This is a genomic window from Nocardia sp. NPDC059180, assembly GCF_042754945.1.
Classification (GTDB): Bacteria; Actinomycetota; Actinomycetes; order Mycobacteriales; family Mycobacteriaceae; genus Nocardia.
In genome coordinates this window covers 313452-334647 of record NZ_JBHZBU010000008.1, presented here as the reverse complement: position 1 = coordinate 334647, position 21196 = coordinate 313452, and the positions used below count along the sequence as shown (strand labels likewise).

22 protein-coding genes and 1 rRNA gene are annotated in these 21196 nt (G+C 67.5%); 20 read left to right on the top strand and 3 right to left on the bottom strand.

The annotated features are described in order from the left end of the window. From rrf to recN, 8 genes are all read left to right on the top strand, one after another. Nucleotides 1-88 (top strand): 5S ribosomal RNA (gene rrf / locus ACFXNW_RS24400); the annotation flags it as partial. A 288-nt stretch (nt 89-376) separates the two neighbouring features. Beyond that, nucleotides 377-1579 carry a hypothetical protein gene (locus tag ACFXNW_RS24395; protein WP_379420089.1) on the top strand — a complete coding sequence of 401 codons (1203 nt, stop codon included), beginning with the start codon at nt 377-379 and terminating at the stop codon, nt 1577-1579. Between the two features lie 470 nt (nt 1580-2049). Beyond that, on the top strand, nt 2050-3021 hold the full coding sequence (locus ACFXNW_RS24390) for a tetratricopeptide repeat protein (protein ID WP_379420088.1): 972 nt from the start codon (nt 2050-2052) through the stop codon (nt 3019-3021). 155 nt (nt 3022-3176) lie between these two features. After that, on the top strand, nt 3177-4061 hold the full coding sequence (locus tag ACFXNW_RS24385) for an HAD-IIA family hydrolase (RefSeq protein WP_379420087.1): 885 nt from the start codon (nt 3177-3179) through the stop codon (nt 4059-4061). A 13-nt stretch (nt 4062-4074) separates the two neighbouring features. Beyond that, on the top strand, nt 4075-4350 hold the full coding sequence (locus tag ACFXNW_RS24380; protein ID WP_379420086.1) for a hypothetical protein: 276 nt from the start codon (nt 4075-4077) through the stop codon (nt 4348-4350). A gap of 1 nt (nt 4351) precedes the next feature. Beyond that, nucleotides 4352-5173 (top strand): TlyA family RNA methyltransferase, encoded by an 822-nt coding sequence (locus ACFXNW_RS24375; protein WP_379420085.1) that lies wholly within the window; start codon nt 4352-4354, stop codon nt 5171-5173. Then, nucleotides 5170-6150: an NAD kinase gene (locus ACFXNW_RS24370; protein WP_379420083.1), complete on the top strand. Its 981-nt coding sequence runs from the start codon at nt 5170-5172 to the stop codon at nt 6148-6150. Before ACFXNW_RS24375 ends, ACFXNW_RS24370 begins: the two co-directional genes overlap by 4 nt. Further along, nucleotides 6128-7900 (top strand): DNA repair protein RecN, encoded by a 1773-nt coding sequence (recN, locus tag ACFXNW_RS24365; RefSeq protein ID WP_379420082.1) that lies wholly within the window; start codon nt 6128-6130, stop codon nt 7898-7900. The genes ACFXNW_RS24370 and recN overlap by 23 nt, the downstream gene beginning before the upstream one ends. A 272-nt stretch (nt 7901-8172) precedes the next feature. Here recN and ACFXNW_RS24360 read toward each other — a convergent pair whose 3' ends face one another. The 3 genes from ACFXNW_RS24360 to ACFXNW_RS24350 form a co-directional block, all read right to left on the bottom strand. After that, nucleotides 8173-8595 carry an SRPBCC family protein gene (locus ACFXNW_RS24360; protein ID WP_379420081.1) on the bottom strand — a complete coding sequence of 141 codons (423 nt, stop codon included), beginning with the start codon at nt 8593-8595 and terminating at the stop codon, nt 8173-8175. 93 nt (nt 8596-8688) lie between these two features. Next, complete coding sequence (locus ACFXNW_RS24355) at nt 8689-9192, bottom strand: gluconokinase (protein WP_379420080.1); 504 nt, start codon at nt 9190-9192, stop codon at nt 8689-8691. Continuing rightward, a complete protein-coding gene (locus tag ACFXNW_RS24350; protein ID WP_379420079.1) occupies nt 9189-10538 on the bottom strand; it encodes a GntP family permease in 1350 nt (449 codons plus the stop codon). The genes ACFXNW_RS24355 and ACFXNW_RS24350 overlap by 4 nt, the downstream gene beginning before the upstream one ends. A gap of 181 nt (nt 10539-10719) precedes the next feature. Here ACFXNW_RS24350 and steA point away from each other — a divergent pair, with 181 nt between their 5' ends. From steA to scpB, 12 genes are all read left to right on the top strand, one after another. Beyond that, nucleotides 10720-11934 (top strand): putative cytokinetic ring protein SteA, encoded by a 1215-nt coding sequence (gene steA, locus ACFXNW_RS24345; RefSeq protein WP_379420078.1) that lies wholly within the window; start codon nt 10720-10722, stop codon nt 11932-11934. Further along, nucleotides 11931-12875 carry a copper transporter gene (locus ACFXNW_RS24340; protein WP_379420077.1) on the top strand — a complete coding sequence of 315 codons (945 nt, stop codon included), beginning with the start codon at nt 11931-11933 and terminating at the stop codon, nt 12873-12875. Before steA ends, ACFXNW_RS24340 begins: the two co-directional genes overlap by 4 nt. 168 nt (nt 12876-13043) lie before the next feature. Next, complete coding sequence (locus tag ACFXNW_RS24335) at nt 13044-13247, top strand: DUF397 domain-containing protein (RefSeq protein WP_379420119.1); 204 nt, start codon at nt 13044-13046, stop codon at nt 13245-13247. A 107-nt stretch (nt 13248-13354) separates the two neighbouring features. Beyond that, a complete protein-coding gene (locus ACFXNW_RS24330; protein ID WP_379420075.1) occupies nt 13355-13534 on the top strand; it encodes a hypothetical protein in 180 nt (59 codons plus the stop codon). A 112-nt stretch (nt 13535-13646) separates the two neighbouring features. After that, entirely contained in the window at nt 13647-14168 is a 522-nt protein-coding gene (locus ACFXNW_RS24325) for a hypothetical protein (protein WP_379420074.1), read from the top strand. 378 nt (nt 14169-14546) lie between these two features. After that, complete coding sequence (locus tag ACFXNW_RS24320; protein ID WP_379420073.1) at nt 14547-16271, top strand: CTP synthase; 1725 nt, start codon at nt 14547-14549, stop codon at nt 16269-16271. After that, the gene (locus ACFXNW_RS24315; protein WP_379420072.1) at nt 16272-16925 is read left to right on the top strand and encodes an NUDIX domain-containing protein; all 654 of its coding nucleotides are present in this window, start codon (nt 16272-16274) and stop codon (nt 16923-16925) included. Nucleotides 16926-16937: 12 nt separating this feature from the next. Then, nucleotides 16938-17867: a site-specific tyrosine recombinase XerD gene (xerD, locus tag ACFXNW_RS24310; protein WP_379420071.1), complete on the top strand. Its 930-nt coding sequence runs from the start codon at nt 16938-16940 to the stop codon at nt 17865-17867. A gap of 116 nt (nt 17868-17983) precedes the next feature. Continuing rightward, a complete protein-coding gene (locus tag ACFXNW_RS24305; RefSeq protein WP_379420070.1) occupies nt 17984-18448 on the top strand; it encodes a cupin domain-containing protein in 465 nt (154 codons plus the stop codon). 225 nt (nt 18449-18673) lie between these two features. Beyond that, a complete protein-coding gene (locus tag ACFXNW_RS24300) occupies nt 18674-19624 on the top strand; it encodes a ParA family protein (RefSeq protein ID WP_379420117.1) in 951 nt (316 codons plus the stop codon). A 20-nt stretch (nt 19625-19644) separates the two neighbouring features. Continuing rightward, on the top strand, nt 19645-20535 hold the full coding sequence (locus tag ACFXNW_RS24295) for a segregation and condensation protein A (protein ID WP_379420115.1): 891 nt from the start codon (nt 19645-19647) through the stop codon (nt 20533-20535). Further along, nucleotides 20532-21188: an SMC-Scp complex subunit ScpB gene (scpB, locus tag ACFXNW_RS24290; RefSeq protein WP_379420068.1), complete on the top strand. Its 657-nt coding sequence runs from the start codon at nt 20532-20534 to the stop codon at nt 21186-21188. Before ACFXNW_RS24295 ends, scpB begins: the two co-directional genes overlap by 4 nt. The last annotated feature ends 8 nt before the right edge of the window (nt 21189-21196 follow it).

Sequence of the window (21196 nt, the reverse complement as noted above, 5' to 3'; positions counted from 1 at the left end):
CGGTCCCATTCCGAACCCGGAAGCTAAGGCCACCTGCGCCGATGGTACTGCACTCGACAGGGTGTGGGAGAGTAGGACACCGCCGGAACATCCTTCACGATAGGGGACCCATACACTGGGTCCCCTATCGTCGTTTATATGCCAACGGTGCTCGGCAAATGCTTGGCACACACCGCAGAATTCGTGGCCGAGCCACCCATGCGCGCAACTCAGAAAGGGACCACCGTGCCGGAACAGAACGACGGTCGGAAACCTTTCCGCCGTAACGACCCCGAGCGCGGAGGCCGCAGCGACAACCGGGGCGACCGCGGCAGCTCGAGCGACCGCGGCGGTCGGGACCGGGGCGGATACGGCGAGCGTGGAGCCAGTCGGCGCGATGATCGCCCGGACCGGGGAAGTGGCGATCGGAACCGCGGCACGGGCTCCGGCGACCGCGGCGGATGGAACGACCGCGGTAGCTCCCGCGATCGCGGGGATTCCTCGCGAGGCAGTGGGGAACGCGGTGGTTTCCAGCGCGGTGGACGCGACAGTGGGGAACCGCGTGAAGGCGGCCCGGCTCGGCGCGGACCGCGCAACGACAGCGGCGATCGTCCCCAGCGCGGCAACTGGAACCGCAGCGGTGAGGACCGCGGCGGATACCGGGACCGGCGCGACTCGGACAGGCGAGACTCCGATCGACGCGGATCTTCCGAGGGCCGGCCGCAGTGGCGAGATCGGCGCGATGACACACCCCGGCGCGACTCGGGCGATCGGTCCTGGAGCGATCGCGGAGCAGACAGTCGGCGCGGAGGGGACCGCCGCGACAGTGGATCTTCGGGATACCAGGATCGCCGCGGATACAGCCGGTCCGGCGATCGCGACGACCGACGTGGATTCGATGATCGCCGTCGGCGCGACGACAACGCTGGTTCACCGGCGGGTAGTGGGACCCGTGGCGGTGGGTTCCGTGGTGACCGCGACCGGGGCTCGCGCCCCGAATCCGGACAGGGCGGAAACTTCGGCGACCGGCCGGGCGGGTTCCGACGCTCCGACGATGAGGCACGCGGTGGACGGGACGACCGTTCGCGCGGCCGCGACGACCGCAACCGTGATCGCGATGATCGTTACCGCGGCGGGGACGACCGTTATCGCGATCGTGACGATCGCCATCGTGGCGGGGACGACCGCCATCGCAGTGCTGACCAGGGCGGCTTCCGTCGCCGCGACAGCGACAGCGGACGGCCGGGCAAGTCGGGTGATCGTCCCGGTGGATTCCGGCGCTCGGGGGATGAACCCCGTGGCGAACGTGGCGCGAGTGAGGGTGGCTTCCGTCGGCGTGCAAGCGAGGGCGGGCGGCCCGAAGGCGGATACCGTTCGAAGCGCGAGGACTCCGGGAGCCAGGGTCGGCGTGAGGGTGGCTTCGGTCGGCGTGAGAACGAAGGCGGACGGCCAGGGCAGTCCGAAGGCGGATACCGTTCGAAACGCGACGACTCCGGGAATCAGGGTCGGCGTGAGGGTGGCTTCCGGCGGCGCGATAGCGATTCTGGGCCGGACAAAGCCGCGGGTACTCCGGACGAGAGCGACCGCAACCTGGGCGTGAGGCCCGAGGCGGCGGATTCCGGTCAGCTGCGTGAAGGTGTGCCGCGACTTGGTTCAGCGGGTGCTGCGCAAGCTGCAGACGAGCCGCGACCCGAGTCGTCGGGTGCCGCGCAGGCTGCGGGCGAGCCGGGGCCGGACTCGTCGGGTGCTGCGCAGGCTCGTGAAGCTGAGTCGCATCCGAGGTCGGCGGGTACCGCGCACCCTCATGAAGATGAGCTCCGACCCGAAAAGGCCGATTCGACTGAACCGCGCCGAGATCAGCCGCGAGGCGTGTCGGCGGATTCGACGAAGTCCGACGCGGCTGAGCTGATGCGGCCCGACGAAACGGATTCGGCACATGCGGGTGACGCCGCAGAGTCGCGCTTTGACGCCGATGCGGGAACCGCAGTCTCCGCGTCGGGGAATATTGCCGCCACCGACGCGCAGTCGGATCGGCGTGGCGATTCGATTCGCGAGGATCGACCGGCAGACTTGACCAGCGACGGTGGCGACGCCGACCGGGACACGAACCAAGAAACCGACGCCACCGCGGGCGACCGCGACAACGCCGCCGCCAAGCGGTTCCCGGTAGCCGCACAGACCGGAGAGCGGGGCGATGTGACCGATAATGGTGACCGTAACCGGCGCGAAGGGGAACGCGGCTGGAACGACCGCGGACCGAAGCGGCGCGACGAAGGACATCGTGGTGAAGACCGCGGTGGCGATCGGCGACGCGGTGGAGACGGTGGGCGCACGCCCGGTGGGCGGTCGATGGATCGACGCCCACCTCGTCCCGAAGAACCGGACCTGCCCGACGATGTTCAGGCCTCCGACTTGGACCTCACGATCCGGCGCGACCTGCTGAGCCTGGACAAGGGCAATGCCGAAACCGTCGCCAGGCATCTGGTGATGGCCGCGCGCCTGCTCGACGACGACCCGGGCCTGGCGCTTGCCCACGCTCGCGCCGCCCGGCAGCGGGCCGGGCGCATCGCCGTCGTCCGCGAAACCGCCGGCGTGGTGGCATACCACGCCGGTGAATGGGCCGAAGCTCTTTCCGAGTTGCGTACCGCGCGGCGCATGTCCGGTGGTTCCGGCCTGCTCGCGGTGATGGCCGACTGTGAACGCGGCCTCGGCCGCCCCGAACGAGCCATCGAACTTGGGCGCAGCGAGGAAGCCCGGGCGTTGCGCGGCGACGAGGCCACCGAGCTGCGCATCGTGGTGGCGGGCGCCCGCATGGACCTCGGTCAGTACGACCAGGCCGTGGTCACCCTGCAAACCAACGACCTCGATCCGGCCCGCACAGGCTCGGCGGCCGCGCGCTTGTTCTACGCCTATGCCGACGCTCTCGTCGCGGCAGGTCGCACCGATGAGGGCCTGACCTGGTTCCTCAACGCGGCGGCGGCCGACCTCGATGGCGATACCGATGCTGAGGAACGCGCCGCGGAACTCACCGGCGACGCCTGAACCGCTGCCCGGTCGCGCCGCGGCATGATGCCCGCTGAAGGGTGATCTCGACTCGCTGCTCACGCGTTTCGCGGTCACCGTCGACCGACATGACCGGCACCGGTCGTTCCTGCGACGTCGGCCAATGGGAGGATCGGGCGGTGCGAGGGAGTGAAATGACGCGGGTGCGGGACCGGTATGGCGCGCTGCTGCTCGACCTGGACGGGACGCTGTATCGCGGGCAGGTCGTCATCGACGGTGCGCCGCAGGCGTTGGCCGGCGGGTCGCAGCGGCTGGTGTATGTCACCAACAATGCGAGCCGTGGGCCCGGCGTCGTGGCCGAGCACTTGGCCGAACTGGGATTTCAGGCCGGAACTGAGGACGTCGTCACCAGTGCGCAGGCCGCGGCGCGGCTGTTGGCCGAACAGCTGGCACCGCAGGCGCAGGTCCTCGTCGTCGGGACCGATGATCTTGCTGCCGAGGTGACTGCCGTCGGGTTGAGCCCGGTGCGCCGGTTCAACGGTTCGACGCCGGCGGCCGTCGTGCAGGGCCATTCGCCCGAGACCGGCTGGCCGGATCTGGCCGAGGCCGCCTACGCGCTGCGTGCGGATGCGGTGTGGGTCGCCGCCAATACCGATAAGACGCTGCCGAACGAGCGTGGCCTGGCGCCGGGCAACGGCGCGATGGTCGCGGCGTTGCGCGCTGCCTCCGATCGCGAACCCATCGTCGCGGGCAAGCCGTACGCGCCGCTGCTCGAGGATGCCCTGGTGCGTGCGGGCACGCGCAATGCGCTGGTCGTCGGCGACCGGCTCGACACCGATATCGAAGGGGCCCAGCGCGTCGATCTGGATTCGCTGCTGGTGCTCACCGGTGTCAGCACATTGGCCGAGCTGTCGGATCTGCCCGAGGAGCTGCTGCCCACCTACGTGGCGGAGAGCCTGGATGCGCTGAACCAGCCGCCTGTGCCCGCCTCGGGCGGTGTCGGTGATCTCGCCGACAGGTTGCGCGACAATCCAGGTCGTGCCGTGACGGTACGCGCGTCTCGTTCCGAAATCCGATAGCGTTGTCGCCACGATGAGTACTCCCACGCCCCGCCCGCATATCCCAGGCCCTCGACCGGGCGCGCCGCTGCCCGGTCAGCACCTGCCGGGTGCGCAGGGACGTCCGGAACCGGCCGACCCGGCCCGCATCCGCACCGAGATCGATGCGCTGCTCGGCGAACTCACCGTCCGCACCGGCACGGTCGACGCCGATACGGACAGCGGCACCGACATCACCCGGCGGGCGCACATCCTGGAACAGGCACATGAGGTCCTGGTGCAGGCGCTGGCGACGGTGGACAAGATCTGAGGTGGCAAGGCGCGCACGAGTGGACGCCGAGCTGGTACGTCGCGGATTGGCCAGATCGCGAGAGCACGCGGTCGAACTGATCGGCGCGGGCCGCGTCCTGATCAATGGAACCGTCGCCGTGAAGCCGGCGACGGCGATCGAAGCCGGAACACCGCTGCTGGTGCGGGAACAACCCGACGAGGTGTCGTGGGCCTCGCGGGGTGCGCACAAGCTGCTCGGGGCGTTGGAGGCGTTCGAGCCGGGCGGATTGACCGTCGCGGGTAAACGCTGCCTCGATGCGGGTGCGTCGACCGGCGGATTCACCGATGTGCTGCTCTCTCGCGAGGCACGCGAAGTGGTCGCTGCCGATGTCGGCTACGGCCAACTGGTGTGGCGGCTGCAAAACGACGACCGCGTCCGGGTGCTGGACCGCACCAACGTCCGCACTCTGACCGCCGAGGCGATCGGTGGCCCGGTGGAGTTGGTGGTCACCGACCTGTCGTTCATCTCTCTTGCGCTTGTGCTGCCCGCGCTGGCCGCCTGCGCGGCACCCGGCGCGGACCTGCTGCCTATGGTGAAGCCGCAGTTCGAGGTGGGCAAGGAAAGAGTAGGCTCCGGCGGTGTGGTGCGCGATCCGGCGTTGCGTGCCGAAGCGGTGCGCACGGTGGCGGCGGCCGCGGCGGAACTCGGACTGCGCACCTTGGCGGCGGTGGCCAGCCCACTGCCCGGTCCGTCGGGCAACGTCGAGTATTTCTTGTGGCTGCGCAACGACGGACCGTTCGACTACGACGATGCGGCGGTCGCGGCGCTGGTCGAGCGTGCGGTTGAGGAGGGTCCACAGTGAACGCGCTGACGGGCGAGGCCGGCGGGCGGGAAATCGTGCTGGTGTCGCATCCGGGGCGGGCCGAGATCATCGAAACCGCCCATCGGGTGGCGAAGATCCTCGCCGACGCAGGCATCGGTCTGCGGGTGCTCGCCGATGAGGCCTACAGCACCAAGTTCGAGGTGGATTCGGGCGTCACCGATCGCACCGGCGGCTACCCGGTGCGGGTCGTCGAACACAAACCTGACGCTGCGGTCGGCTGTGAAATGGTGCTCGCGCTCGGCGGCGACGGCACCTTCCTGCGTGCCGCCGAACTGGCGCGCACCGCGTCGGTACCGGTGCTGGGAATCAACCTGGGCCGCATCGGTTTCCTCACCGAAGCCGAGGCCGAGCATCTCGACGAGGCGCTGGCGCAGGTGGTGCGCCGCGACTACCGCGTCGAACAGCGGATGACCATCGACGTGTCGGTCGGGGTGGACGACGAGGTGGTCGAAAGCGGTTGGGCGCTCAACGAAGCCAGCATCGAGAACGCCGCTCGCATGGGTGTGCTGGAAGTGGTGCTCGAGGTCGACGGCAGGCCGGTATCGGCATTCGGGTGCGACGGCATTCTCATCGCGACACCCACCGGATCGACCGCCTACGCGTTCTCCGCGGGCGGGCCGGTGGTGTGGCCGGAACTGGAAGCGCTGCTGGTCATCCCCAGTAATGCCCATGCCCTGTTCGCGCGTCCGCTGGTGACGAGCCCGGATTCCCGCATCGCGGTCGAATCCGTTGCGACGGGCCACGATGCGATAGTTTTCCTGGATGGCAGGCGCACCCTCGCCCTGCCGAGGGGTGGTCGAGTGGAAGCGGTCCGCGGCGCCGAACCGGTGCAGTGGGTGCGGTTGGATTCCGCGCCGTTCGCCGACCGGATGGTGCGCAAATTCCAATTGCCCGTGACAGGCTGGCGTGGCCGACGGCGAACGGAGAGCACACGTGCTGACAGAGATCAGGATTGACGGACTCGGGGTCATCTCCACGGCGACCGCGCAATTCCATGAGGGTCTGACGGTCCTGACCGGCGAGACCGGTGCCGGAAAGACGATGGTCGTCACCAGTTTGCATCTGCTGAGCGGAGCCCGCGCCGATGCCGGGCGGGTCCGGTTGGGCGCCTCGCGGGCGGTGGTGGAGGGCCGGTTCACCGTCGATGAGGTGAACGAGGCGGCGCGCGCCGAGGTGGGGGAGGTGCTCGAGGCGGCCGCCGCCGAACGCGACGACGACGGCAGCGTGATCGCGATCCGCACCGTCGGCAGTGACGGACGCTCCCGGGCCCATCTGGGCGGGCGTGGTGTGCCGGCGTCGGTGCTGTCGGATTTCACGGCGCCGCTGCTGACGGTGCACGGCCAGAACGATCAGCTGCGGTTGCAGCGTCCGGATCAGCAGCTGAATGCGCTGGACCAATTCGCCGCCGACACCGTCGGCCCGCTGCTGCGCAAATATCAGCAGCACCGCCGAGCGTGGCTGGATGCCCGCACCGAACTGCTCGAACGCACTGCGCGCAGCCGCGAGCTAGCGTTGGAAGCCGATCGGCTCAAGCATTCGCTGGCCGAGATCGACGGCATCGCCCCGGAACCGGGGGAGGACGAACGGCTCGTCGCTGAGATCCGTCGACTCAGCGATCTGGATTCACTACGCGAAGCCGCGTCGACCGCGCATGATGCGCTCGCAGGCCCGGCCGATACACCCGAGGCGAACTCCGGCGCACTGGATGCGTTGGGTACGGCCAGGTCTCGGCTCGAATCGGCTGAGGATCCGGAGCTGGCGGCGTTGGCGCCGCGGCTGGGTGAGGCGATCGCGGTCGTGGTGGATCTGACCACCGACCTGAGCGGTTATCTGTCGGATCTGCCGTCCGATCCAGGGGCCCTGGATTCGATGCTGACCCGGCAGGCCGAACTCAAAACGCTCACCCGCAAGTACGCCCCCGATATCGACGGTGTCATCGCCTGGGCCGACGAATCGCGGACCCGGCTGGAATCGCTGGACGTCTCCGAGGAGACACTGGCCTCGCTGGCGAAAGAGGTCGAGGTGGCCGCGGACAAGGTGCGGTCCGCGGCGAGCAAGCTCTCCGCGGCGCGGACCAAAGCGGCGGGCAAGCTCGCTGCGGCGGTGAGCGCGGAGCTGGGTGGCCTGGCCATGGGTAAAGCGCGGCTCGAGGTGCAGGTGAGCCAGATGCCCGCGGCTCCGCAGGATTCGGCGCCGCTGACCATCGGCGACACCGAGCTGCATGCCGGGTCCTCGGGCGTGGACGAGGTGGAGTTCCGGTTGTCCGCACATTCGGGTGCGCAATCGCTGCCGTTGGCCAAGAGCGCCTCCGGCGGTGAGCTGTCGCGGGTGATGCTGGCGCTGGAAGTGGTGCTGGCCGGCGGTGAGCACGGCGCGACGATGGTGTTCGACGAGGTCGACGCCGGTGTCGGTGGCCGGGCTGCGGTGGAAATCGGGCGCAGGCTGGCCCGGTTGGCGCGGACTCATCAGGTGATCGTGGTGACCCACTTGCCGCAGGTGGCGGCATTCGCGGATACGCATCTGGTGGTCAACAAATCCGACGATGGCGACGGCGCGGTCAATTCTGGTGTGCGGGCGTTGACCAATGACGAGCGGGTGATCGAGCTGGCGCGCATGCTCGCGGGTCTGGACGATACCGAGACCGGGCGCGCGCACGCGGAGGAGCTGTTGCAGATCGCGCGGTCCGAGCGCGCAGCGGCGCACTGAGCACATCTGCGCAGGCAAGCGGCTGACTGCGTCGCATTGATCCCGTGGTCGCGGTGCGTGGGCGACCGCTGCTCATGCTCGGCGGCTGTGGTGCGCTGCCAAGCGAGCGCTGTGACCGCGGCGCCCAACGCAGCCGCGTGGTCGGCTGTCGACGTGCACCGCCGACCGCTACCCGCGTTGCCGAAGCCGCTCCTGGCGCTTCTACGTTTCGGAAACGAGAAATGGTCGCGCCCGGGCGAATCCGGACGCGACCATTGTCGTCTGCGGTCAGCTCAGCGCACAGCTTTCTTGGCGCCGTTGAGGAACTGCGAGATGAGTACCTTCAGACCCGCCTCCAGCGCTTTGGCCGGAACGGGCAGCGATGGGTCGGATTCCATGGTGTAGGAGACCCGGGTGCTGTTGTTGTCGGCGTCGGCGAAGGTGACGATGCCGACGTGCCGCTTGACCGGCGCACCCTTGACGATCTTGTACTCCATCCGCTCACCCGGCACCAGTTTGGTGATCTCCTCGGTGGGGCCGACCGGTCCGACGCCGATCTGATGTTGCGCGCCGACGCCCTCGCGTTCGGTGGTGCCCGGCTTGACCAACTTGATATTGACGGGCAGGTAGGGGCTCATGCTCTCGCGGTCGGCGAACAGCCGGTACACGACCTCCCGCGGTGCGGCGATGACGGTATCGACGGTGGTGCTGGCCATGACGTCTCCTCTTCGGATATCTGTGACCCGGAGAATACGGGTACAAGGGTGCGGTGCGAAAGGCGCACCCTGCATAAGTGCGGGCGGGTGGTGTCAGTTCCGGTTCGGCAACTGTGCGATCACCTCGGCGACCTCTTCCTCTGGCGGGCGGCCGATTTCGACAACGATGCCATTTTCGTCGGGTTCCAGTGGCTCCAATGTGTCGACTTGGGATCGGAGCAGCGAGGTGGGCATGAAATGTCCCGCGCGATGGCCGATCCGGTCGCGGATCTGGTCGGTGCTGCCGGTGAGGTGGACGAAGATGACGCCCTCGCGGCGCAACACATCGCGGTAGCTGCGTTTGAGTGCCGAACAGGTGACGATGCCAGGTCGCCGGGCCGCCTGACGGGTATCGATCCAGGCGGCGATGCTACGCAGCCACGGCCAGCGGTCCTCGTCGGTGAGCGGGGTGCCCGAGGCCATCTTGGCCACATTGGCTTCGGGATGCTTATCGTCGCCCTCGAGCATGTCCCAGCCGAGTTTCTCCGCGAGCAGACGCGCCACCGTCGACTTGCCCGACCCGGACACGCCCATCACCACGAGCACGGTCGTACTCATACGACCACGCTCAACGCCAGCACCCCGGCCAGACCGCATACCGATATCAGGCATTCCATCACCGTCCACGTTTTGAGGTTTTGCGCCACCGTCAAGCCGAGATACTCCTTCACCATCCAGAATCCCGCATCGTTGACGTGCGAGAGGAACAGCGAGCCGGATCCGATCGCCAGCACCATCAGCGAGACATGGGTGTTGGACAGGTCGGCGGCCACCGGCGCGAGAATTCCGGACGCGGTGACCGTGGCGACGGTAGCCGATCCGGTCGCGACGCGGATCAATACCGCGACCAGCCAGGCCAGGAACAACACGGGAAGGCTGCTGTCCTGGATGGCGTCGGCGATCAGGCCTGCGATGCCGGTGTCGACCAGCACCTGTTTGAATCCGCCACCGGCGCCGACGATCAGCAGGATGCCCGCGATCGGCGGCAACGAGCTGTTCATGGTCTCGGCGATGGCGTCGCGGCTCATCCTTGCGGTGTAGCCGAGCAGCACGATCCCGGCCAGCAAGCCGATGCCGAGCGCGACGACAGGGGTGCCGAGGAAGTCGAGGGTGGACTTCAGGGCGGAGGTCGAGTCGGGCGCGATGACATCGGCGAGGGTCTTACCGAGCATGAGGACAACCGGCAGCAGAATCGTGCCGATGGCGACCAGGAACGGCGGTTTCGGCTTCTTGTCGGCGGATTCGTCGTCCTCGTCGTTCTCGCTGAACAGCTCCGGTACCGGGACGTCGACCCAGCGGGCGGCCAGTATGCCGAACAGCGGGCCCGCGATGATGATACTCGGGATCGCGACAAGCACGCCGAAGGCGAGGGTGAGGCCCAGATTGGCGTCGAGGGCGTCGACGGCCACCAGCGGGCCGGGATGAGGCGGCACCAGACCGTGCATCGCCGACAGGCCCGCCAGCGTGGGGATGGCGATGCGCATCAGCGGAAGCCCGGAGTGGCGGGCCACGATGATGATCACCGGCATCAGCAGTACGACGCCGATCTCGAAGAACATCGGCAGGCCGATCACCGCGCCGACCAGGCCCATCGTCCACGGCATCAGTTTCGGGCCGGACAGATTGAGTAGCGTGTCGACCACCCGGGTGGCGCCGCCGGAGTCTGCCAGCAGTTTGCCGAACATCGCGCCGAAGCCGATCAGGATGCCGACGCTGCCCATGGTGGCGCCGAAACCGACGACGAAACTGGCGACCGTATCGGATGCGCCGGAACCGGCCCCGATGCCGACGCCGATGGCGCCGACGGTCAGTGCGATGAATGGGTGAATCTTCAGCCAGGTGATCGCGGCGACGATGACGACGATTCCCGCGACCGCGGCGATAACCAGGTGCGCGGTGTTCACGCCGGTACCCTACGGTGACGTCGGTGATATACGCGGGACGGACACGCTTTTCGATTGCGGGCAGGTTGCGCGGCGACTCACCGGTAGCGGGAGGCTTGCGTTGGTATCACAGTGACGAATGTGGTAGGTGGCCCGGCGCGCCTCCATCAATGGTTGAGGGTTTGCGGCCATCATCGGCGTCATGAAGATGCTGGCGCTGTTGTCGAAGAACACCGAGACGCTGCCCGGTCGCACCGGAATAGCCCGCGTGGACCGCAACACCCGGCGTCTGCTCAAACGTGTCGGCCCCGGCGACGTCGTGGTGCTCGACGAGATGGATCTGGACCGGCTCACCGCCGACCGGCTCGTCGAGGCCGGTGTTGTCGCGGTGATCAACACCTCGCCGTCGATCTCGGGGCGCTACCCCAACCTCGGCCCGGAAGTGCTGGTGGCCAACGACATCCTGCTGCTGGACACGGTGAGTTCGGATGCGTTCTCCAAGATCAAAGACGGAGCCAAGATCCGCATAGACGAGGGCGTCGTCTATGCCGACAAGCTCACCAAGAAAGAACCTGAGGCCCTCGTCGAGGGCATCGAGCTCACCGAGGCCGCCATCGCCGAGCGGATGATCGAGGCCCGCAACGGGCTCGCCGACCATCTGGAAGCTTTCGCAGGTAACACGATCGAATTCGTTCGCACCGAATCGGCGCTGCTCATCGACGGAATCGGCGTGCCTGATCTGGATCTGGACATGCGTGGACGGCATGTGGTCGTGGTGGGTGACGGGCCAGGGCATGCCGAGGATCTGAAGAAACTCAAGCCGTTCATCAAGGAGTACGCACCGATCATGGTCGGCGTCGGGCGCGGCGCCGACACCCTGACCAGGGGCGGATACCGCCCGGACCTGATCGTCGGCGACCCGGACGAGATCACCACCGCGACATTGAAATCCGGTGCAGAAGTGATCCTGCCTGCCGATACCGACGGGCACGCCAAAGGTTTGGAACGCATCCAGGATCTCGGGATCGGGGCGACGACGTTTCCGTCGTCCGGTGCGCCAACGGATCTGGCGTTGCTGCTGGCCCACCACCATGGTGCCGCGCTGATCGTCACCGCTGGTGCGGCCGCCTCTCTCGACGAATTCTTCGACCGCGGCCGCCGCGACAGTAATCCGGCGACGTTCCTCACTCGGCTCAAGGTCGGTTCGACGCTGATGGATGCCACCGCGGTGTCCACGCTCTACCGCAACCGGGTGTCCGGTACCGCGATCGCGTTGGTGGTGCTGGCCGCGCTCATCGCGGTGATCGTGGTGGTGCTCGCGTCGAGTTCCGGCAGTGAGGTGCTGGATTGGGGCGTCGATACCTGGAACCGCTTCGCGCTGTGGGTGCAGGGCCTATGGGGTGGGGGAGGGGAGTGATCTCGTTTCGCCAGCACGCGATTTCGATCGCGGCGATTTTTCTCGCGCTCGCCCTCGGCGTGGTGCTCGGTTCCCAGACTCTCGCCTCGGATCTGCTGTCCGGTCTGCGTAGCGACAAGGACGATCTGCGCAGCCAAGTAGACACCCTCACCGAGCAGAATCAACGGTTGACCGGCCAGATGAACGGCGCCGACGCCTTCATCGCCGGATCCGCACAGCGAATCCTCGGCGGCACCCTCGCCGACCGTAGCGTCCTCGTGTTCACCACCCCCGACGCCGATCCCGCCGACGTCGACGGCGCCGTGGCCGCCCTGCAGACCGCCGGCGCCGCGATCACCGGCCGGATCGCGTTCACCGACGCATTCGTCGACGCCACCGAGGGCGACCGGATGCGTTCCACACTCACCAACATCATCCCGGCGGGCGCCGAACTGCGAACCGGCGCCGTCGACCAGGGCAGCCTGGCCGGTGATCTGCTCGGCCTGGTGCTACTGGTCGATCCGGCCACCGGGCAGCCGCGAAGCACCCCGCAGGAACTCGGCCTGGCCCTCGAAACGCTGCGCGGCGGAGGTTTCCTCGCCTACGGCGATACGCCTGTGCAGCCGGCCCAGCTGGCCGTCGTCGTCACCGGTGACGGTGCCGAGGCCGATGAGAACAGCCGCGGTGCGAACACCGCCCGCTTCGCCGGAGCCCTGCGGGCCCGTGGGGCGGGGGTCGTGCTCGCAGGGCGAGCCGGCGCCGCCGAAGGTTCCGGCCCACTCGCCGTGGTCCGCAGCGAAGCCCCCCTCGCAGCCTCCGTCACCACCGTCGACAACCTCGACCGCGAACTGGGCCGCATCACCACCGCCCTGGCCCTGTCGGAGCAGCTCGAAGGCCGCACCGGCCGCTACGGCACCGGCCCAACCGCCACCTCCCTAACTCTCGCCGCCATGCCGGGCTGAGTCCCACCCGGTCATGGCTTCGACGAGGGGACATGAGGCAGGCCCTTCCGGCGTGTCGCCTGCGTCATGTTCCCCTCGTGCCCGGGTCGCGCGGACGAGGCGGGCTAGTTGTCACGTGCTCCGGGGATTGAGATAGGGCAGTGGTGGCGACGTGCCGAATCCGGTGTGATGCGACCGGCCGCAACCAGTGTGGCGAACGCGGCCCGTTTGCGGGCGCAGTCGTGCTCGGGGTGGTGTCGCGTGGCTTGGTGGGCGTCGTCGAGTGTCAGTGGTTCAAAGAGCAGCCAGAGCAGCGGCCAGACCGAGTGCGTTGAGGTGGCTTGGCTCGGGAGTGGCCGAGTCGGCGTGCGCGACTCGAAGAACCCGTCCTGACCGGCGTTGGTCTTCGCGCCGAACCAGTGGGATGCGTTCGCAGTCGCGCTGCGGGCCGGTGGCTTCACCCGCAACGCGATCGCGCGGTTCTGGTCGAGCAGAATCCATTGATCCCGCTCTTCCTGTTGATCGCCCCCGGCTGGTTCCCGATCGGCATCTTCCTTGCCGGACTGGCGTTCGTCGCGGCAAGAACCTACGCCCGCTGCGAACCCCTCGTCGACAGCTCAACGGTGCGGATCCGCGCCTACCCCGATTTCGCTGCCGCGGTGTGTGGAGTGCGGCAATAATGAGATTGTCGCACCAGCAGCGATTTCGACATCGCGCCCAGCCTGGATGTCTGCTGGGGAGGGGAGTCGCTTCAACTCCCACGTTTCGACTGGTAGTCAGTACGCTGGCTTGGTGGAATCAATCCTGCGCTTCCGCTCGCAGACGTTTATCAATTTCAGAGACTTCGAGTTCGAAAGTTCGAGTACACACGGATTCAGATGGGTTGATCTCAAGGAGTTCGAGCTCCTGGATGCTGCAGCGAGTCCGCCGGACATACTGAAATCTTTGATCGGGGAAGATGCGTTCCGTGATGATTATTCCGGTGGCGGGATCGATCCAGTTGGGGACCGCCATGGCCCGTATTGGCTGAGCATGGTTCGACCTTCATCGTACGAGCCGGTGGATGTCCAGGGTGCAATTGAGGTATTGAGTAAGTGGTATCTCCAATACGGGAATGTTCCGTCCGCCCTTCGGGAGGATCTCGAGCGAATAGTTGATGGTCCGATCAGGTCGTCCGACTCCTGCTTTCTGCTGAGAGAGCTCGGCGATTCCGCGGTTCATGACTACGGCCGCATCCAGATCGACTTTCATGAGGTTGTGGCAATGCGAGCTGGTCTCAGATCGGTTCGTCTAATCGTCGCCGCCGATGATTGATGGAGTATCGGACTTCCGCTCGGTAACGGGCAATAGTGGCCGATTGCCAATTGATCAGCCGCTCGAATGTCCGTCCCCAGATTTCCGGCTTTCGCCTCCATGGCTCCGCCGAGGCGGCGACCACCGAGGTGCGGGCGTGATGTTGTCCACCGGGCCTGCGCCCACCAGCAGGGATGCTCGCGGCCCGCTGCGGCCGTGGGTGTTGTTGGCCGCGCCGGCCTGTCGGCGTATCGGCAGCATTCGGGCAATGCCGGTGGGTGGTGGTGCGTGAGCTGGGTCGCAGGCGGTTCGACGGTGGATGACCACCCCGTGGCGATCGGGTGGCAAACCGGGCGTGGCGTGCGGATGGGCGGGGGTTTCGTGTTACCGTGAAGACCCGTGGGTCAAACACGGATTCAGTCGCGAACTGCCACCAAACACATCTTCGTCAGTGGTGGTGTCGCCTCCTCACTCGGTAAGGGTCTTACCGCCTCCAGCCTCGGTCAATTGCTGACTGCGCGGGGACTTCGGGTCACGATGCAGAAGCTCGACCCGTACTTGAACGTCGATCCGGGCACCATGAATCCGTTCCAGCACGGAGAGGTGTTCGTGACCGAGGACGGTGCCGAAACCGACCTCGACGTCGGCCACTACGAGCGCTTCCTGGACCGGGACCTGTCCCGGGATGCGAATGTGACGACCGGGCAGGTCTACTCGTCGGTCATCGCCAAGGAGCGTCGCGGTGAGTACCTCGGTGACACGGTGCAGGTCATCCCGCACATCACCGACGAGATCAAGGCCCGCGTCCTGGCCATGCGCGGCCCGGACCTAGAGGGCCATGAGCCTGATGTGGTGATCACCGAGATCGGTGGCACTGTCGGCGATATCGAATCGCAGCCCTTCCTCGAGGCCGCGCGCCAGATCCGGCACGACGTCGGCCGCGACAACGTCTTCTTCCTGCACGTCTCGCTGGTGCCGTACCTGGCGCCGTCGGGCGAGCTCAAGACCAAGCCGACCCAGCATTCGGTGGCGGCGCTGCGCAATATCGGTATCCAGCCCGACGCGCTGATCCTGCGCTGCGACCGTGAGGTGCCGCAATCGCTGAAGAGCAAGATCGCGCTCATGTGCGACGTCGAGGTCGACGCCTGCATCTCCACCCCGGACGCCCCGTCGATCTACGACATCCCCAAGGTCCTGCACCGCGAGGGCCTGGATGCCTACGTGGTGCGCAAGCTGGGGCTGCCGTTCCGTGACGTGGACTGGACGGTGTGGGGCGATCTGCTCGACCGCGTGCATTCCCCCCGCGAGACCGTCGAGGTCGCGCTGGTCGGCAAGTACGTCGACCTGCCCGACGCCTACCTGTCGGTCACCGAGGCGCTGCGCGCGGGCGGGTTCGCGTCCAGGGCGAAGGTGCAGATCCGCTGGGTGCAGTCCGATGACTGCGAGACCCCGGCCGGCGCCCAGGCCGCGCTGCGCGATGTGGACGCGGTGCTGATCCCCGGTGGGTTCGGTATCCGCGGCATCGAGGGCAAGGTCGGCGCCATCCATTACGCCCGCACCAGGGGCCTGCCGCTGCTCGGGATCTGCCTCGGCCTGCAGTGCATGGTGATCGAAGCGGCCCGCTCGGTGGGCCTCACCGACGCCAACTCGGCCGAGTTCGAGCCCGACACCACCCACCCGGTGATCTCCACGATGGCCGACCAGGAGCAGGCGGTGGCCGGTGAAGCCGATCTCGGCGGCACCATGCGCCTGGGCGCCTACCCGGCGGTGCTGACCAAGGGTTCGGTGGTGGCACACGCTTACGGCGCCACCGAGGTGTCGGAGCGGCATCGTCATCGCTTCGAGGTGAACAACGCCTACCGCGACAAGATCGCCAAGAGTGGGCTGGCCTTCAGCGGCACCTCGCCCGACGGGCATCTGGTCGAATTCGTCGAGCTGCCCGCCGACAAGCATCCGTTCTTCGTCGCCACCCAGGCGCATCCGGAGCTCAAGTCCCGCCCGACGCGTCCGCACCCGTTGTTCGCGGCGCTGATCGCGGCGGCGTTGAAATACAAGGCGGCCGAACGGCTTCCGGTCGACATCCCCGGCGAGGAGCTGGCAAACGCGGGTGATCAGGCCTCGTAGATGAGCGACAATCCCACCATGCCGGGCAGTCACGACTTCGAGACCGTGTCCAGCCGGACGGTGTACTCGGGTGCCATCCTCGCGCTGCGGCTGGACGAGGTGGCGATGCCCGGTGGGCGGATCGCCGAACGTGAGGTGGTCGAGCACCATGGTGCCGTCGCCGTCGCCGCCCTGGACGACGACGACAACATCGTGCTGATTCGCCAGTACCGCCACCCACTGGGCACCCGCCTGCTGGAACTGCCTGCCGGACTGCTCGATATCGACGGCGAGGATCCGCTGGACGCGGCCAAACGTGAGCTGGCCGAGGAAACCGGACTGGCGGCGACGGAGTGGTCGGTGCTGGTGGATGTCGCGTTGTCGCCGGGTTTCACCGACGAGGCGCTGCGGGTCTACCTGGCGCGCGGGCTGCACGACACCGACCGGCCCGAGCCCGAGCACGAGGAAGCCGATCTGGAGCTGGTGCGAATGCCGCTGGCCGAGGCGGTGCGGGCCGCGCTCGCAGGCGAGATCGTCAACGCCACCGCCGTCGCCGGTGTCCTCGCGGTATCGGCGGCACGGGCCGAGGGGTTGACGCCGCGCGCGGCCGACGCGCCCTGGGCCGGGCAGCCGAGGGCACTGTTGCGCAGGCAAGCGCGCCGGGCGCGGGACTGACGGGCCGCGACGGTGCGGGAGGTGGACGCCTACCTCGACCATCTGGCAGTCGAGCGGGGCGCCGCACGCAACACCCTCACCGCCTACCGGCGTGACCTCGGCCGGTATCGCGACTTCCTGGCCGGGCGCGGCATCGGCGAACTCGACGCCGTCGCGGAAGGCGACGTCGCCGAGTTCACCATGGCGCTGCGCTCGGGCGGGGCCGGGCATCCGCCGCTGGCTGCCGGTTCGGTGGCGCGAGCGCTGATCGCGGTACGCGGTCTGCACCGGTTCGCGACCGCGGAGGGCATGACGAGCACCGATGTCGCGCATGCGGTGAAACCGCCGGCACCAGGACGTCGACTGCCGAAGGCGCTGCCCTTCGACGACGTGCTGAAGCTGCTGGAGGCCGCGGGCGGTGACTGCGGCACCAGCGGTGACGGCGTGGCACGCAGCCTGCGTGACCGGGCCCTGCTGGAGCTGCTGTATTCGACCGGCGCGCGGATCTCGGAAATGGTCGGACTAGATGTCGACGATCTCGATATGACCGACCGTGCGGTGGTGCTGCGCGGTAAGGGTGGTAAACAGCGGATCGTGCCGATCGGTCGTCCGGCGTTGGCGGCGGTGGACGCCTATCTGGTGCGTGGCCGTCCGGTGCTGGCGGTCCGTGGACGCGGCAACGCCGGCGCGCTGTTCCTGAACGCGCGCGGCGGGCGCCTGTCGCGGCAGAGCGCCTGGCAGGTGTTGCAGAGTGCGGCCGAACGGGCGGGGATCGGTGCCAGCGTCTCACCTCACACGTTGCGGCATTCGTTCGCGACGCATCTGCTCGACGGCGGCGCCGATGTGCGGGTGGTGCAGGAATTGCTCGGCCACGCCTCGGTCACCACCACGCAGATCTACACGTTGGTGACGGTCTCGACGCTGCGTGAGGTGTGGGCGACGGCCCATCCGCGCGCGAAATAAACCGAGACGGCAACCCGCGGAACAAATGGGACCATGGTCCGGTTGCGTCAGGAGCGGGGTTCGTGTGATGCGGACACCGTGCGTTCCTATTCGCATGCCGACACGAGGTGAGTTGCATGGCAAGGCCTTTCATCGTTCATGAAGCCGATGTCGAAGAGGTGGTGCTGCCTGGCGGTGGATCCTTCCGTTTGCTCGAGGACAGCGTGAACTCCGACGGCCTACTCGGTGCCAACCGTCTGGTCTTGGCTGCCGGTGCGGACGGAACCAGGCCGCATCACCACAAGCTGTCCACGGAAATCTTCTATGTCCTCGACGGCACGATGGAGTTCCTCGTCGACGGCGCACACAGCTCGGTCGGCAAGGGCGGTCTGGTGGTCGTGCCGCCCGGAACGGTGCACGCCTTCGGTGCGTCCTCCAGAGCGTCCGCGGAGTTCTTCGCGGTCCTGACTCCCGGCATCGCCCGCTTCGACTACTTCCGTCAGCTCGGCCGGATCGCGCGCGGTGAGGCCGATTGGGACAGCATGGACGGCCTACATGAGCGGTTCGATGTGCACTTCGATGGTGCTCCGGAATGGCGTTGACCCCGAACGGGTAGCGTTTTGTTATCCGTGACGCGGCGTGGCGTTGCGAACACGCCGGTCGGACTCGCGGCACTCGAGTACGAACAAGCGGTAGCGTCTACCGAGAGCTGGACCATCCGAAAGTGAGGTCGTGCACTGATCGGCCTCGCTACGCTCGGCGGGGAACGAGCAGGAACGTCAAAGGAGCAGCGGATCGTGACGACAGCCGGAGCGGCAGAGCCGCCGATGGGTGCTGGGACGGAGCCGCTTACGGACGCGGGCACGGGACTCGACGCCGACACCGGCACCCCCTCGGTGTGGGGCAACGCCGCGGAGGCGGCGTCCGTCCCCGACGATGTCGAGCTCGGACCCACCGGGCGTCCGTTGCGACTGGTTCCCGAACCACCCGAGGCAGCGCCCAATGGCGATGCCCTGATCATCGCCATGTGCAACCAGAAGGGCGGCGTCGGAAAGACCACCTCCACCATCAACCTCGGCGCCGCACTGGCCGAATACGGCCGCAAGGTGCTGCTGGTCGATCTCGACCCACAGGGCGCGCTCTCGGCGGGACTCGGTGTGGCACACCACGACCTCGAGCTCACCGTGCACAACCTGCTGGTCGGTTCCAAGGTCGCCATCGACGACGTCCTGATGGAAACCAGGGTCGAGAACATGGACCTGCTGCCCAGCAATATCGATCTGTCGGCGGCGGAGATCCAGCTGGTCAACGAGGTCGGCCGGGAACATACCCTCGGGCGGACACTGGAATCGGTGCGCTCGCGCTACGACTACATCCTCATCGACTGCCAGCCCTCGCTCGGGCTGCTCACGGTGAACGCGCTGGCCTGCTCGGACGGCGTGATCATCCCGATGGAATGTGAATACTTCTCGCTGCGCGGGCTCGCCCTGCTCAACGACACCGTGGAGAAGGTGCGCGACAGACTCAATCCGCGGCTGAGCCTCTACGGCATCGTCGTCACCATGTTCGACGCGCGGCTACTGCATTCGCGTCAGGTCATGTCGCGAGTGGTCGAGGTGTTCGGTGATCTGGTGTACGACACCGCGATCTCGCGTACCGTCCGGTTCCCCGATGCCAGTGTCGCGGGCGAGCCGATCACCACGTGGGCACCGAAATCCGGTGGTGCCGAGGCGTATCGGGCGATGGCCAAGGAAGTCATCCACCGGTCCGGCCGGTGACCGGAGCGTCCGAGCCAGCACTGTCGACCAGCACCGATACGCCCGGCTCCACCGATTCGAGCACGGGCACCGAACCCGAACGCGCGTCCGGATTCCATTTGCGGCTGAGCAATTTCGAGGGTCCGTTCGATCTGCTGCTGACCCTGATCAGTCAGCGCCGCCTCGACGTCACCGAGGTGGCGCTGCACAAGGTCACCGACGAGTTCATCGCCTACACCAAGGCGCTGACCGCGGATCTGGCCCAGCAGTCGGCGCTGCGCGCGGACAAGATCCTGGATCAGACCACTGAATTCCTGGTGGTGGCCGCGACCCTGCTCGACCTGAAGGCGGCGCGGCTGCTGCCCTCGGGCGAGATGACCGACGCCGAAGACCTGGAACTGCTGGACGCGCGCGATCTGCTGTTCGCCCGGCTGCTGCAGTACCGGGCGTTCAAGCAGGTCGCCGAACTGCTCGGTGAGCTGGAGGCGGCGGCGCTGCGCCGGTATCCCCGGGCCGTCGGACTCGAAGACCGCTTCACCGAGCTGCTGCCCGAAGTGACGCTCGGAGTGGACGCCGCCGGATTCGCCGAGATCGCGGCCGCGGCGTTCCGGCCGCGGCCGGTGCCGACGGTCGGCCTCGACCACCTGCACGCGCACGCCGTCTCGGTCGCCGAACAGGCCGCGATCGTGCTGGAGCGGCTCAAAGAGCGTGGTCCGGGCGGGTGGACCACCTTTGCCGAGTTGGTCGCCGACTGCGGCGCCCCGATCGAGATCGTGGCCCGGTTCCTCGCCTTGCTCGAGCTCTATCGCGGCAAGACCATCGAGTTCGATCAGCCCGATCCACTAGGCCCGCTGGCGGTGAGCTGGATCGGCGAACAGCACGACGACGCGCACCCCGCGGACGCGGTGACCATCGAAGAGGACTACGGATGACCGAGGCAGTGGCAGAGTTCACCCCCGAACCGCTCGGCGACGACGAATTCCGCTCGGCGCTCGAGGCGGTATTGCTCATCGTCGACACTCCCGCCCCGGTAGAACAGCTGGCAGCGGCCCTGGACGACACCACCGAGCGGGTGGAGCGCACCCTGCGGGAAATGTCGGCGGAACTGTCCGCGCGGGGCAGCGGGATCGATCTGCGTTTCGCCGGTGACGGGTGGCGCTTCTATACTCGCAGCGAGTACGCACCGTATGTGGAACGGCTGCTGCTCGATGGCGCCCGGTCGAAACTGACCAGGGCCGCCTTGGAAACGCTGGCGGTGGTGGCATACCGCCAGCCGGTGACCCGGACCAGGGTCAGCGCGGTGCGCGGCGTGAACGTCGACGGCGTGATGCGCACCCTGCTGGCCAGAGGGTTGATCGCCGAAGCAGGCGTCGACCCGGAGACCAACGGGACGCTCTACCGCACGACCGAACTGTTCCTGGAACGAGTCGGGCTGGCGTCACTGAGCGATCTGCCTGCACTGGCGCCCCTGCTACCGGGCGTCGACCTGATCGATGAGATCAACGAGAGCCTGGATACGGACCCCCGCTACACCAGGCTGAGGAAACCCGCCGAGGACGACATAAACCTCGGCACCGAGGATTGACAGGACAA